At 65.3% G+C, this 13,912-nt stretch carries 13 protein-coding genes; 1 reads left to right on the forward strand and 12 read right to left on the reverse strand.

The features are described 5' to 3' along the window. Positions 1-233: 233 nt before the first annotated feature. The 8 genes from ilvC to miaA all read right to left on the reverse strand — a co-directional run bounded on the left by ilvC (position 234) and on the right by miaA (position 8,726). On the reverse strand, positions 234-1,253 hold the full coding sequence (ilvC, locus tag FNJ47_RS18545; protein ID WP_028342350.1) for a ketol-acid reductoisomerase: 1,020 nt from the start codon (positions 1,251-1,253) through the stop codon (positions 234-236). 150 nt (positions 1,254-1,403) lie between these two features. Then, positions 1,404-2,012 (reverse strand): LysE family translocator, encoded by a 609-nt coding sequence (locus FNJ47_RS18550; RefSeq protein ID WP_163155569.1) that lies wholly within the window; start codon positions 2,010-2,012, stop codon positions 1,404-1,406. A 7-nt stretch (positions 2,013-2,019) separates the two neighbouring features. After that, positions 2,020-2,895 (reverse strand): EamA family transporter, encoded by an 876-nt coding sequence (locus FNJ47_RS18555; protein ID WP_163155571.1) that lies wholly within the window; start codon positions 2,893-2,895, stop codon positions 2,020-2,022. 38 nt (positions 2,896-2,933) lie between these two features. Further along, positions 2,934-3,629 (reverse strand): class I SAM-dependent methyltransferase, encoded by a 696-nt coding sequence (locus FNJ47_RS18560; protein WP_163155573.1) that lies wholly within the window; start codon positions 3,627-3,629, stop codon positions 2,934-2,936. A 3-nt stretch (positions 3,630-3,632) separates the two neighbouring features. Continuing rightward, complete coding sequence (ilvN, locus tag FNJ47_RS18565) at positions 3,633-4,175, reverse strand: acetolactate synthase small subunit (protein WP_163155575.1); 543 nt, start codon at positions 4,173-4,175, stop codon at positions 3,633-3,635. Between the two features lie 21 nt (positions 4,176-4,196). Then, on the reverse strand, positions 4,197-5,183 hold the full coding sequence (locus tag FNJ47_RS18570) for a threonine dehydratase (protein WP_163155577.1): 987 nt from the start codon (positions 5,181-5,183) through the stop codon (positions 4,197-4,199). Between the two features lie 231 nt (positions 5,184-5,414). Then, entirely contained in the window at positions 5,415-7,190 is a 1,776-nt protein-coding gene (locus FNJ47_RS18575) for an acetolactate synthase 3 large subunit (protein ID WP_163155579.1), read from the reverse strand. 606 nt (positions 7,191-7,796) lie between these two features. Next, positions 7,797-8,726, reverse strand: a complete 930-nt coding sequence (gene miaA / locus FNJ47_RS18580) for a tRNA (adenosine(37)-N6)-dimethylallyltransferase MiaA (RefSeq protein WP_163155632.1) — start codon at positions 8,724-8,726, stop codon at positions 7,797-7,799. Between miaA and serB the strand changes: the two genes are divergently transcribed. Next, positions 8,725-9,630 carry a phosphoserine phosphatase SerB gene (gene serB, locus FNJ47_RS18585; RefSeq protein WP_163155581.1) on the forward strand — a complete coding sequence of 302 codons (906 nt, stop codon included), beginning with the start codon at positions 8,725-8,727 and terminating at the stop codon, positions 9,628-9,630. The genes miaA and serB overlap by 2 nt on opposite strands. Before the next feature lie 143 nt (positions 9,631-9,773). Here serB and FNJ47_RS18590 read toward each other — a convergent pair whose 3' ends face one another. From FNJ47_RS18590 to hflK, 4 genes are all read right to left on the reverse strand, one after another. After that, on the reverse strand, positions 9,774-11,273 hold the full coding sequence (locus tag FNJ47_RS18590) for a Do family serine endopeptidase (RefSeq protein ID WP_163155583.1): 1,500 nt from the start codon (positions 11,271-11,273) through the stop codon (positions 9,774-9,776). A 188-nt stretch (positions 11,274-11,461) separates the two neighbouring features. Further along, entirely contained in the window at positions 11,462-11,662 is a 201-nt protein-coding gene (locus tag FNJ47_RS18595; RefSeq protein ID WP_163155585.1) for a DUF2065 domain-containing protein, read from the reverse strand. Positions 11,663-11,743: 81 nt separating this feature from the next. Next, positions 11,744-12,643, reverse strand: a complete 900-nt coding sequence (gene hflC / locus FNJ47_RS18600; RefSeq protein ID WP_163155587.1) for a protease modulator HflC — start codon at positions 12,641-12,643, stop codon at positions 11,744-11,746. Continuing rightward, complete coding sequence (gene hflK / locus FNJ47_RS18605; protein ID WP_163155589.1) at positions 12,640-13,782, reverse strand: FtsH protease activity modulator HflK; 1,143 nt, start codon at positions 13,780-13,782, stop codon at positions 12,640-12,642. The genes hflC and hflK overlap by 4 nt, the downstream gene beginning before the upstream one ends. Positions 13,783-13,912: the final 130 nt, after the last annotated feature.

Below are 13,912 nucleotides of genomic sequence, written 5' to 3' on the forward strand. Positions count from 1 at the left end.
CGCTTGAGCATTCCAATGACACGTCGATTCCGGCATAGTGGTTCATGGTCGTTCCTCAAGGATGCTTGGAGCGGGCTTGCCCGACTCCGTTCAAACACCATCAATCTGAGGGACGACCGCCTTAACCGGCAAGCCGCGAGCGAGCGCGCCACCACCAGCGCCGTAGCGAGTGAGCGGCTTGCTAGCAGCTCGCCGGCCCGTTATCCCATCTAACCCACCCTACAAAACCGCGCTCAGTTCTTGCTCTTGTCGACCAGCGCGCCCTTCTTGATCCAGGGCATCATGTCGCGCAGCTTGGCGCCGACTTCCTCGATCGGATGCTGGGCGAGCTTGGCGCGGGTTGCCTTGAACGAGGTCTGGTTGACCTTGTTCTCCAGCATCCAGTCGCGGGCGAACTTGCCGCCCTGGATGTCGGCGAGCACGCGCTTCATCTCCGCCTTGGTCTCGGCCGTGACGATACGCGGACCGGTGACATACTCGCCGTATTCGGCGGTGTTGGAGATCGAGTAGTTCATGTTGGCGATGCCGCCTTCATAGATCAGGTCGACGATCAGCTTCACTTCGTGCAGGCACTCGAAATAGGCCATCTCGGGCGCGTAGCCGGCCTCGACCAGCGTCTCGTAGCCGCCCTTGATCAGCTCGACCAGGCCGCCGCAGAGCACCACCTGCTCACCGAACAGGTCGGTCTCGCACTCTTCCTTGAAGGTGGTCTCGATGATGCCGGCACGGCCGCCGCCGATCGCCGACGCGTAGCTGAGGCCGAGGTCATGGGCGTTGCCCGACGAATCCTTGGCGATCGCGATCAGGCAGGGCACGCCGCCGCCGCGCTGATATTCCGAGCGCACGGTGTGGCCGGGGCCCTTCGGCGCGATCATCAGCACGTCGAGGTCGGCGCGCGGATCGAGCAGGTTGAAGTGCACGTTGAGGCCGTGGGCGAACACGAGCGCCGCGCCCTTCTTCATGTTGTCGTGCAGGTGCTCCCGATAGATGTCGCCCTGCAGCTCGTCCGGGGTCAGCATCATGACGAGGTCGGCCCACTTGGCGGCTTCGGCGACTTCCATCACCTTGAAGCCGGCGTTCTCGGCCTTCTTGGCCGAGGCCGAACCCTTGCGCAGCGCGATCGCCACTTCCTTGACGCCCGAATCCTTCAGGTTGAGCGCGTGGGCGTGGCCCTGGCTGCCGTAGCCGACGATGGCAACCTTTTTGCCCTTGATCAGGTTCAGGTCGGCATCGCGATCGTAGTAAACTCGCATCGTGGTTTCCTCGTTTGAAGGGGGCCAAAATCGGCCGATGAATCAGGCTTTCGGAAGGTCAGAACCGCCGGGCGCCCGCGAATTTCCGGCGTTGTCTAGAGCATTTTCCCCCTCAGGGGAAACCCTCATCTCGCATGGCGCGGTGCGGCATCATGCGTCCATGAAGACCGGGTAGAGCGAGGCCAGCAGCAGGATGGCCATGACCACGTTGAAGACACGGATCGCCCGGGGCGACGTCAGGATCGGCCGCAGGGCGGTGCCGAACAGCGCCCAGACGATGCAGGACACCGTTCCCAGCACCAGGCTCAGGCCGACCTGGATCGCGATGTTCCAGGGGAAGGCGGCAATCGCCGCATAGGCCGTGATGGTGCCGATCACCATCACCCAGCCTTTGGCGTTGATCCACTGGAACATGGCCGCGCCCCAGAAGGTCATCGGGCCGCGGCCGGGCTTGTCGTCCTTGTCCGCCGAGGGCGGCTCGGCCATGGCGATGACGGCGGCGAGATAGATCAGGTAGGCAACGCCGCCATATTTCAGGATCGTCTGCAGCACCGGATAGGCGATGAAGACGGCCCCTAAGCCGACGCCGACCGCGCCGACCATGAAGGCGAAGCCGACCGTGATGCCGGCAATGTGGGGCACCGTGCGGCGGAAGCCGTAGGTCAGCCCCGACGACAGCAGCATGATGTTGTTGGGGCCCGGCGTGAAGAACATCACGACGGCAAACACCACAAAGGCAAACAGCAGCGAACTCGACATCGTGCCCTCACGCGACTTTCGGCAGAGCTTTTGGACGCTTCGACAGCAGCATCACGGCGATGCCGGCGATCACGGTGACCATGCCGGTCAGCCGCAGCGGCCCGAATGTCTCGCCGAAAACGATGCTGGAGGCGGCGGAGCCGACGAACGGCACCAGCAGCGCGAACGGCACCACCTGTGCCGCCGGATAATCCCTGAGCAGCCGGCCCCACAGCCAGTAGGCGATGCTGGTGGAGATACCGCCGAGGCAGAGCACGCAGATCAGGCCAGTCAGCGACATGTGGCTCAGCGCCTGCCAGGTCGGCCGCGGCCCGTTGCTGATCAAGGTCAGCACCGCGAGCGGCACCGCGGCCGCCAGGCACAACCAGGCGAACAGATCGAACATCGGTGCGTCCTGTGCCCGCCGCAGCAGCACATTGCCGATCGCAAAGCTGATCGGACAGATCATGATGATCGCAAACGCGGCGACGCTGAAATCGTAACCGACCGTCCCGCAGATCATCAGCAGGCCGAGCGCGGCGATCGCGATCCCGATCGCCTGGGACCGCGTCGGCATCTCCCCGAAAATCACGGCGGCGAATGCGATGGTGAACAGCGCCTGGCTCTGCACGATGACGCTCGAAAGCCCGACCGGGACGCCGTGCGCGATCGCAAAGGCCTGCGCCAGGAACTGGCCGAGGAACAGCGTGGAGCTGATCCCGATCAGCAGCGGCCAGGAGACGTCAGGCTTGCGCAGGAACAGGCACGGCAGCGCGGCGATGGCGAAGCGCAGGGTCGTCATCAGCTCCGGCGAGAACTCATTGAGCGCGATCCGGCTTGCGACGAACGCAAGCCCCCAGATCACCGCGACCATGACGGCGATGCCAACATCGGCCGGCTTCATTGTTGTTCTTCTTTTGCTTCCGTTACGACGGTCGGGATCTAGATCTGTTCATCCGGCTTCGGTTTGCGCAGCAGATAGGTGCCGTGCAGCGGTGCGTGGTAGTCGGCCGCGACCAGCGTGAAACCGGTCTCGGTCAGCATGCGCTCCATCACCCAGCCGAAGGTCGAGTATTCGTCGCGCATATGGGTCATCACGCTCTCGCGCTCGAAATCGTGATTCTTGATCGAGAAATCAGCCCAGCCCTCGACATCGCGGTCGACGCCGTCGGGCATGCTGACGAACACCATGTCGCGCAGATAGAAGTTCGCGCCCGGCTTCAGCGCGTTGAAGATCCGCGACAGCGCCACGGCCTTCCAGAAGTCCGGCAGATGATGCAGCGTGAATTCGCTGACGATCAGATCGTAGGAGTTCGGCTGATAGGCGAACGACAGGAGGCCGGCCGGCTGGGTCCGGATCTTCGCTTTGCGGTCGCGCGCATAGATCTCGGCAAGCCCGATCATCGCCGGCGAGATGTCGATGGCGTCGACCTCGGCGCCTATCAGCGCCGCCTCGGTCGCCAGCACACCGTTGCCGCAGCCGATGTCGGCGATGCGCCAGCCCGGCTTGACGCCGAGCATGGTCAGCGCCTGACGGGCACGGACATCGCTGTCCTCGCTGACGTCATAGATCGAGACAACCGCGGTATCGAGACCGACCTGCCGCCGTTGCGTATAGTACCAGTCGCGCGCCAACATGACTCACATCCCTTCCGGCCCACGCGTGATCGCGGCCACCCCGGTTCGTGACACCTCGACCAGGCCCAGCGGGCGCATCAGGTCGATGAACTGACTGATCTTGGACGAGTTGCCCGTGATCTCGAACACGAAGCTCTCGGTCGTGGCGTCGATCACCCGGGCGCGGAACGCATCCGCCAGCCGCAGCGCCTCGACGCGGTGATCACCACCACCCCTCACCTTGACCATCGCGAGTTCGCGCTCGATCGAGCTGCCGGTCAGCGTCATGTCGACGACGCGGTAGACCGGGATCATGCGGTCGAGCTGATGCTTGATCTGCTGGATCACCATCGGCGTGCCCGTGGTGACGATCGTGATCCGCGAGAGATGTTTCTGGTTCTCGGTCTCCGAGACGGTGAGACTGTCGATGTTGTAGCCACGGCCGGAGAACAGGCCGATCACGCGCGCGAGCACGCCGGGCTCGTTCTGCACGAGGACAGACAGCGTATGCGTCTCGTTCGGATCGTGACGCTCTTCGAGGAAGTAGGCGGATGCGGGCTGGTTCATGGTCGTCCCCTTACATTCTGGTCACGCCACCGCCCGCTGGGCGGCCGGCGCAGCATCCGTCCCGATCCAGGACCGGAACAGATCGAAATCGATATTGCCACCGCTCAGGATCAGGCCGACCCGCTTGCCGGCGAGCCTGCTCTTTTCCTGCATCGCGGCGGCAAGCGCCGCAGCGCCGGCGCCCTCGGCGAGATTATGGGTATCGGTCCAGTAGGCGCGGATCGCCTGGGCGACCTCGTCGTCGGTGACCTGCACGATGCGCGAGGCGCCCTTGCGGATCAGGGCGAACGCATCCGCGTCCGGAATCCGCGTCGCCATGCCGTCGGCGAGGGTGTTGCTGGTCTCGGTGGTCACGATCTTTCCGGCCGCAAACGACAGCGCGTAGGACGGCGCCTCGGTCGACTGCACGCCGACGATCGCGGTCTTCAGGCCGAGCAGATCGCGCGCCATGATGCAGCCGGAGATGCCGGAGCCCTGCCCGATCGGCACATAGAGGATGTCGAGATCGGGCGCTGACCGAAACAATTCGAGCGCATAGGTCGCAACGCCCAGCACCAGGTCCGGATGGAACGACGGCACCATGTGCAGGCCGGCGAACTGGGCGCGGCGCCCGGCCTCTTCCCGCGCGGCCTGAAAGTCCTCGCCGTGCTCGACGAGCTCGGCGCCGAACGCATGCATGGCGCGGTTCTTCTCCACCGAGTTGCCGCGGGGAACATAGATCGTCGCCGGCACGCCATGACGGCCCGCGGCGAAGGCCAGGCTCTGGCCATGATTGCCGCGCGTCGCCGAGATGATGCCGGGCACATCGGGCCGCTCGCGCTTCAGCCGCTCGAGATAGACCAGGCCGCCGCGCACCTTGAAGGCGCCGGTCGGCGTGTGGTTCTCATGCTTGACCACGACCTCGGTGCCGAGCCGCTCGGCCAGCAGCGGCCAGGCATACGCCGGTGTCGCCGGCACCGCGGTGCCGACGATCCTGTGCGCGCGCTCGAGCTCGTTGAGATCAAACAACTGAGCCTCCCTCCATCCGAGCGTGCGATAGGCTCCCTCGCCCCGCTCTTCGCGGGGCCGAGACGAGCTTCGCTCGCTCTGAGAGGGTTGGGGTGAGGGGCTGCCTCCAGGAAAGCGGTGAGAGAAGGACTCGCGGAGACTCCCCCTCACCCGGATTGCGCTCGCGCGCAATCCGACCTCTCCCCGCAAGCGGGGCGAGGTGAAGCGAGAGTGCGCCACGATCGAACATCATCACACCAGCGCCTTGCCGCCGGAGAAGGCCTTCGCGGTGGCCTCATCGGTCGCTTCTTCCGGCAGCAGCATCTCGTTATGCGCCTTGCCGGACGGGATCATCGGGAAGCAGTTCTCCAGCGCGGCGACGCGGCAGTCGAACAGCACCGGGCGCTTGATCGAGATCATCTCCTTGATCGCGCCGTCGAGATCGGCGGGCTTGTGCGCCTGCAGGCCGACGCAGCCATAGGCGTCGGCGAGCTTGACGAAGTCCGGCAGCGCTTCCGAGTACGAATGCGACAGCCGGTTGCCGTGCAGCAGCTGCTGCCACTGCCGCACCATGCCCATGTACTGGTTGTTCAGAATGAAGATCTTGATCGGCAGCTCGAACTGAACCGCCGTCGACATCTCCTGGATCGTCATCTGCACCGAGGCATCGCCGGCGATGTCGATGACCAGGCTGTCCGGATGCGCCACCTGCACGCCGACCGCGGCCGGCAGGCCGTAGCCCATGGTGCCGAGACCGCCCGAGGTCATCCAGCGGTGCGGCTCCTCGAAGCCGAAGAACTGCGCCGCCCACATCTGGTGCTGACCGACTTCGGTCGTGATGTAGGTGTCCTTGCCGCGGGTCAGCTCGAACAGGCGCTGGATCGCGTATTGCGGCAGGATGACATCGTTGTTCTTGCGGTAGGACAGCGAGTTGCGCGCGCGCCATTGCGCAATCTGCTGCCACCACGCCTTGATGTCCGGCTTCTTGGCTTCCGCCTTGAACACCTGCAGCAAATCGCCGAGCACGTTGCCGCAATCGCCGATGATCGGCACGTCGACGCGGATGTTCTTGTTGATCGAGGACGGATCGATGTCGATGTGGATCTTCTTCGAGCCCGGCGAGAACGCGTCGGTGCGGCCGGTGATGCGGTCGTCGAAACGCGCGCCGACGCACAGCATGACGTCGCAATCATGCATGGTCATGTTGGCTTCGTAGGTGCCGTGCATGCCGAGCATGCCGAGCCAGTTCGGCCCCGACGCGGGATAGGCGCCCAGCCCCATCAGGGTCGAGGTGATCGGGAAGCCGGTCGCCTCCACCAGTTGGCGCAGCAGCTGCGAGGCCTCGGGACCGGAATTGATCACGCCGCCGCCGGAATAGATCACCGGACGCTTGGCATTGGCGAGCAGCGCCACCGCCTTGCGGATCTGGGTCGCATCGCCCTTCACGCGTGGCGTGTAGGAGACGTGCACGTCGGACTTGCGCGGCGGATGATAGGTGCCGGTCGCGAACTGCACGTCCTTCGGCACGTCGACCACGACCGGACCCGGCCGGCCGGTGGTGGCGACATAGAAGGCCTCGTGCAGCACCCTGGCGAGGTCGTTGACGTCGCGCACCAGCCAGTTGTGCTTGGTGGCGGGCCGCGTGATTCCGACCGTGTCGCATTCCTGGAAGGCGTCGTTGCCGATCAGATGGGTTGGCACCTGGCCGGTGATGCAGACCAGCGGGATCGAGTCCATCAGCGCGTCGGTCAGCGGCGTCACCATGTTGGTGGCTCCGGGGCCCGACGTCACCAGCACCACGCCGGGCTTGCCGGTCGAGCGCGCATAGCCTTCGGCGGCGTGGCCCGCGCCCTGCTCGTGGCGGACCAGGATGTGCTCGACCTCGCTCTGCTGGAAAATCTCGTCGTAGATCGGAAGCACCGCACCGCCGGGATAGCCGAAGACATGCTGCACGCCGTGATCGATGAGCGCGCGCACGATCATCGCGGCGCCGGTCATCTGATTGGGATCGTGGCTCTTGTCGGTCATGGTTCGCTCCGGATGCGCTTGTTTTTGCGCGGCTTTTGTCAGTTCTCGTCAGTTCTGCTTCGGGCAATAAAAAGGGGCCCCAGAGGCCCCATGCACACCGCCCGAATTTGGATGGCCGCTAGCCATCCCCGGCGGTGTGCCTGGGTACGACGGCGATAAGGAGTTTGGTAATAATGTTGCGCACGAGACGACCCAGTCTTCCCAAAGGTTGCGCGAACATAGCGGCCAAAGCCTGAATGTCAAGGCAAGGCAAGCACTTTCGCGATTTTTGAAGTGTAACGGGGTTCCGACCGTTCGGCGAGTGTTTTTGCGCGGCGCAACGCGCATGGCAGACGGGCGCGCGCCACCAGCGGCTGGGTGGAGTCCGTAGCCCGGATGTAGCGAAGCGAAATCCGGGACCAGCGTCTCCCGGGATGGAGTCCCCCCGCATCTATCTTCTCCTTCCCCCTGAAAGGGGGAAGGTCGGGATGGGGGTCAGCCGCAGGTGACGCTGCTCATGCAGAGAGTTGATCCCACCCGCTTTGCTCTAGCGAGCAAAGCGACCTCCCCTTTTCAAGGGGAGGCTAGGGCGCGCAGCCCGGATTTCGCTCCGCTCCATCATCCGGGCTACGGGATGAGGGTCTCCAGCTGCTCCTTCGCCGCCTCCGGCGCCACCCATTCGAATTCCGGCAGCTGGTGGCGAAACCAGGTGAACTGGCGCTTGGCATAATGGCGGGTGTCGGCCCGGCCGATCTCGGCGGCCTCCTCCCGGCTGGTCTCCCCCTTGAGGTGCCGGATCAGCGCCGGCACGCCATGGGCCTTCATCGCCGGCAGCAGCGGATCGAGCCCGCGCGCCGCCAATGCAGCGACCTCCTCGAGCGCGCCGGCATCGAGCATCGCGCCGAACCGCGCGTCGATCCGCGCATAAAGCTGCTCGCGCTCCGGCGCGAGAAACAGCGCGTGGAATTGGCCCGGCGGCAGCAACGGCGGCAGGCCATCGCGATGCCAGTCCGGCAGCGGGCGACCGGTGGCCTCGACGACCTCGAGCGCCCGCGCGATGCGGGTGCGGTCGCGCGGCTTCAGCCGTTCTGCCGATACCGGATCGCGCACCCCAAGCTCGGCATGCAGCGCCTCAACGCCGTGCTCCTCCAGCCTTGCGCGCACGCCGTCGCGCACATCAGGGGGGATCGGCGGTACCGCCGACAGCCCGCGCGTCAGCGCCTTGAAATACAGGCCGGAGCCACCGATGAAGATCGGCAGCCGCCCCTGCGCACGCACCTCGCCCAGCACATTGGCCGCATCCGCCACCCAGGCGCCGGCCGAGAAATTCACGCCGGCGTCGACATGGCCGTACAGCCGGTGCGGAACCAGCGCCTCCTCGCCGGCAGTCGGCCGCGCCGTGATGATCCGCAGGTCGCGATAGACCTGCATGGAATCGGTGTTGATCACGACCCCGCCGGTGCGCTGCGCGAGCTCGAGCGCCACGGCCGACTTGCCGCTGGCGGTCGGCCCTGCGATAAGCACTGCCTTGTCCAACAATCCCGAATCCGCCTGCATGTCCCTCGTTGCCACGCTGATCTGCAATCCTGCAAGCCCCGCGCTCGACTCCACCATCGTCGAGGGCGCGCGGGCCGTGCTGCCCTCACCCGGCCCGGCGCAGTGGCTGTTCAACGAAGTCGCCGTCGATATTCCCTTTGAGAGCCAGAACACCGGCAAGGACGACATCAAGGCGATCGAGGAACGCCTGCGTCAGGCCCGCGGCGACCTGCCGATCGACATTGTCGTGCAGCCTCGGATCGGCCGGCGCAAGAAGCTTTTTCTGGCCGACATGGATTCCACCATGATCGGCCAGGAATGCATCGACGAGCTCGCCGATTTCGCCGGGCTGAAAGCCCATGTTGCCGCCATTACCGAGCGCGCGATGCGCGGCGAGATCGAGTTCGAGTCGGCGCTGCGCGAGCGCGTGGCGTTGCTGAAGGGCCTGCCGGTCGGCGTCGTCGACGAGGTGCTCGACAAGCGCATCACGCTGACGCCGGGCGGGCGCGAGCTGGTCATGACCATGCGCGCGCAGGGCGCCTACACTTGCCTGATCTCGGGCGGCTTCACCTTGTTCACCAAGGTGGTCGCGGCGAAGGTCGGCTTCCAGGAGAACCGCGCCAATCAGTTGCAGGTTGCGGACGGCAAGCTGACCGGCGAAGTGGTCGAGCCGATCCTCGGCCGCGCCACCAAGCTCGCCACCCTGATCGAGCTCACCGAATCCTTCGACCTCGACGACATCGACACGCTGGTGGTGGGTGACGGCGCCAACGATCTCGGCATGATCCAGGCCGCAGGCCTCGGCGTCGCCTACCACGCCAAGCCGGCGGTCGCGGCCGCCGCGGCCGTGCGGATCGACCACGGCGACCTCACCGCGCTGTTGTACGCGCAGGGTTATCGGCGGGATGAGTTCGTGGCGGGGTGAGGCTCATGTAGCCTGTCGTCCTCCGCGAAAGCGGGGGACCCAGTATTCCAGAGACGTCGATGGAGGATGGAGAGGCCGCGGCGTACTGGATCCCCCGCCTTCGCGGGGGATGACAGTCGGAGGCGAGGCTTCAGCTCGCGACTTTACTGCACGCCGAGCGCGACGAAGCGGAGTTCGCCCTCGCCATTGGAGACCAGCAGCAGCACTGACTTCTTGCCGTCCTTCTTCAGCTGATCGACGCGCTTCTTGATGTCGGCGGCGCTGGACACCGCCTCCTGCGCCACCTCGACGATGACGTCGCCGGCCGACAGCCGCTTCTCGGCGGCATCGGAGGCGTTGTCGACGCCGGTGACGACGACGCCCTTCACGCTGTCCTTGATCTTGTACTTGGTGCGCAGATCCTTGCTCAGCGCCGCAAGGTCGAGACCGAGCGCCTTCTGGGTCACCGGCTTCTCGGCGGCATCGTCCTTCGGCTTGGCATTGGCCTGCTGAACCTTCTCGTTGTCCTCGAGCCGGCCGAGCGTGACCTTGCGGGTCTCCTCATTGCCCTTGCGGATGATGACGACGTCGACTTCCTTGCCGACCGCAGTATCGGCGACGACGCGCGACAGATCCTTCGGGTCCTTGACGTCCTTGCCGTCGAACTTGACGACGACGTCGCCGGGCTCGATACCGGCCGGCTTGGCCGGGCCCTTGTCGTCGACGCCCGCAACCAGCGCGCCGCGCGCCGGCTTGATGTTGAGGCTGTCGGCGATCTCGTCGGTGACCTGCTGGATGCGCACACCGAGCCAGCCGCGGCGCAGCTCGCCGAACTTCTGCAACTGGTCGACGACGCCGGCCACCGTCTTCGACGGCACGGCGAAGCCGAGGCCGATCGAACCGCCGGTCGGTGAGATGATCAGCGTGTTGACGCCGATCACTTCACCCTCGAGGTTGAACAGCGGACCGCCGGAATTGCCGCGGTTGATCGCAGCGTCGGTCTGGATGTAGCTGTCATACGGGCCCTGGCTGATGTCGCGGTTCTTGGCCGAGACGATGCCCGCGGTCACCGTGCCGCCGAGGCTGAACGGATTGCCGATCGCGACCACCCAGTCGCCGAGACGGATCTTGTCGCTGTCGCCGAACTTGACCGCGGTGAGCGGCTTCGGCGGCTTGAACTTCAACACCGCGAGGTCGGTCTTCTTGTCGACGCCGACCAATTCGGCCTTGATCTTGGTGCCGTCGTTGAGGATGACGTTGATCTCGTCGGCATCGGCGATGACGTGGTTGTTGGTGACGACGATACCCGCGGTGTCGACGATGAAGCCCGAGCCGAGCGAATTGGTCTTGCGCGGCTGGAACTCGCCGCCCTTCTCGCCCCCCTTGCCGCCACCCGGCCCGCGGCGGTTCTTGAAGAAGTCGTCGAAGAATTCCTCGAACGGCGAGCCCGGCGGCAGCTGCGGCATCGTCCGGTCCTTGGCCTCGATCGTCTGCGACGTCGAGATGTTGACGACGGCGTCGATCACCTTCTCGGCGATATCGGCGATGCCCTCGGGACCACGCGCGAACGCGGGCATGGAGCTCAGCATGCTCGCAGCACCGATCGAGATCGCGGCTCCCATCATGCGGAGGCGGCGGCTCAGGGCTGGTCTGGCAGCGATCATGTCGGAATTTCTCCAGGCAAACGGGTTCAAACTAGGTGGTCGCAGGTGTGCGCCCGTGATGGCAGAGTGCGCCCGAACGGGCATATGGCGCAAGCATCTCAGCCGGGCATTTCGGCGAAAAACCGGCCGCGAAAGGCTCACGATTATGTTCATTCCAGAGCGATCTGCGCGGCTGGAACAGGCGATGCTCAGCGCCGTACCACCCAGATCAGGATGAGCCCGACAACCGCCGAACCGATGCCGACGATGCGAAGAATGTTGTCGGGTGTGGCCAGCGCACTCTTCATGGCCCGGCGCATCCAGGCGGGGCTTGCCGCAAACAGGATGCCTTCGAGCACAAACAGGATTCCCAGACCGATGAGGAAGTCGCCGAACGCTATTGACCTCATCGGATGGCATCCTCCCGCTCGATGCTTGTTGCTTGTTGAGTGGCGGCGACGCGTTGTCCGCATCGCCGCCGTATCGTGACGTTACTGTTTCGGCGCGGCTGCCGCCTCAGGCGGCTTGCCGCTGGCACTGCCGAAGTATCTGAAGAATTCCGAGTCCGGCCGCAACAGGAAACGCGTGTCGCCAGGCTTGAGGCCGTTCTCATAGGCCGTCATCGAGCGATAGAACGCGAAGAAGTCCTTGTCCTTGCCATAGGCTTCGGCGAACAGGCGGTTGCGCTCGGCGTCACCCGCACCGCGGGTCTGGTCCGCAGCCGAGTTCGCCTCGGCGACGATCACGGTCGCTTCGCGGTCGGCCTTCGAGCGGATTTCCTGCGCCTTCTGGTCGCCCTGGGCGCGGAACTCGGCCGCCTCGCGCTCACGCTCGGTCTTCATCCGGTTGTAGACCGCCTGGCTGTTCTGCTCCGGCAGGTCGGCGCGTCGGATCCGGACGTCGACGACCTCGATGCCGTAGCCGTCAGCCTCCCTGTCGAGCTGCTCGCGAATCCGCAACATCAGCTTCTCGCGATCGTCGCGCACCACCGTGATGAAGGTGACCTCGCCGAGCACACGGCGCAGCGCCGCGTTGAGCAGCGTGGTCAGCTGCAGATTGGCAGCCTGGATCGAGCCGACGCTGGTGTAGTAGCGCAACGCGTTCTTGATGCGATAGCGCGCGAAGGCGTCGACCACGAGCCGCTTCTGGTCGGAAGCGATCACTTCCTGCGACGGGTTCTCCAGATCGAGGATACGCTTGTCGACGTTGATCACCGAATTCCACGGCGCCTTGAAGTGCAGGCCGGGCTCGGTGACGATGTCGACCGGCTCGCCGAACCGCAAGACGATGGTCTGCTCGGTCTGCTGCACGGTGAACACCGAGCTGTAGCCGACAGCGAGAACGATGAAGAGGAGAACCAGGGCCACAATGCCGGTGACAGGGGACCTCATCGGGTGGCTCCCTGCTGCTGGCCAGTCGTTGCAGGCGCTGCCGGCGGACGCCGCGTCGTCAGCTCTCCGAGCGGAAGGTAGGGCACGATGTTCTGGCCCTGGCCGCCGTCGTAAACCAGCTTCTCGGAGCTGCCGAGCACTTTTTCCATGGTCTCCAGATAGATGCGCTCGCGCGTCACGTCGGGTGCCTTCTTGTATTCTTCATAGACCTTGAGGAAGCGTGCGCTCTGGCCCTTGGCCTCGGCGACCGCCTGCTCCTTGTAGCCCTCGGCGGCCTGCTGAATCTGCGCGGCACGCCCGCGTGCTCCGGGCACGATGCTGTTGGCGTAGGTCTGCGCCTCGTTCTGCTTGCGCTCGAGGTCGGCGCGCGCCGCCTGCACGTCGCGGAACGCGTCGATCACCTGCGCCGGCGGATCGACCTTCTGCATCTGCACCTGCGTGATCTGGATGCCCGCGTTGTAGGTATCGAGCGTCTTCTGCATCAGCTCCTGGACGTTCTGCTCGGTGACGTTGCGCGCCCCGGTCAGGATCGGCTGGATCTGCGAACGGCCGATCACCTCGCGCATCGCGCTTTCGGCAACCGCCTTCACGGTGCCTTCGGGATTCTGGATGTTGAACAGATAGGCGCCGGCCCCGCCCGGCTTGATACGCCAGAGCACGGTGAAGTCGACGTCGACGATGTTCTCGTCGCCGGTCAGCATCAGGCTCTCTTCCGGCACGTCGCGCATGGAGCGGCCGCGCCGTGCGGGATCGTCGATCAGGGTCATGCCGATCGAGATCGTGTTGACGCGCAGCGCCTTCGGCAGCAGCACCGTCTCGATCGGATACGGCAGGTGATAGCGCAGGCCCGGCTGGGCATCGCGATCATACTTGCCGAAGCGCATGACGACGCCGAGCTCTTCGGACTGGACACGGAAGATCCCGGTCGCAAACCAGATCGCCAGCGCCGCGACCAGCACCAGCGCGATGCCCATGCCGCTGAAATGGCCGCCGGGCAGCCACTGCTGCAGCCGGTCCTGGCCACGCCGCAGCAGATCCTCAAGATCCGGCGGCCTTGGCCCGGCCGACTGCGGACCTGTGCCCCACGGCCCTTTCGGACCCGAGCCCCATGGCCCCCCGCCCTGATTTTTCCACGGCATCAAACATCTCCTCGGCAAGTCCGGACGGGACGCCCGGCCTCGAATGTCCGGCCCGGTTATAGGGGACCGTCAGGGCCCTTACAACGCAAGCTTCCTGGCCGGACGAGCTATGCGCCGGCGCAAAATTGTC

The organism is Bradyrhizobium uaiense, from assembly GCF_010811875.1.
Taxonomy (GTDB): domain Bacteria; phylum Pseudomonadota; class Alphaproteobacteria; order Rhizobiales; family Xanthobacteraceae; genus Bradyrhizobium; species Bradyrhizobium uaiense.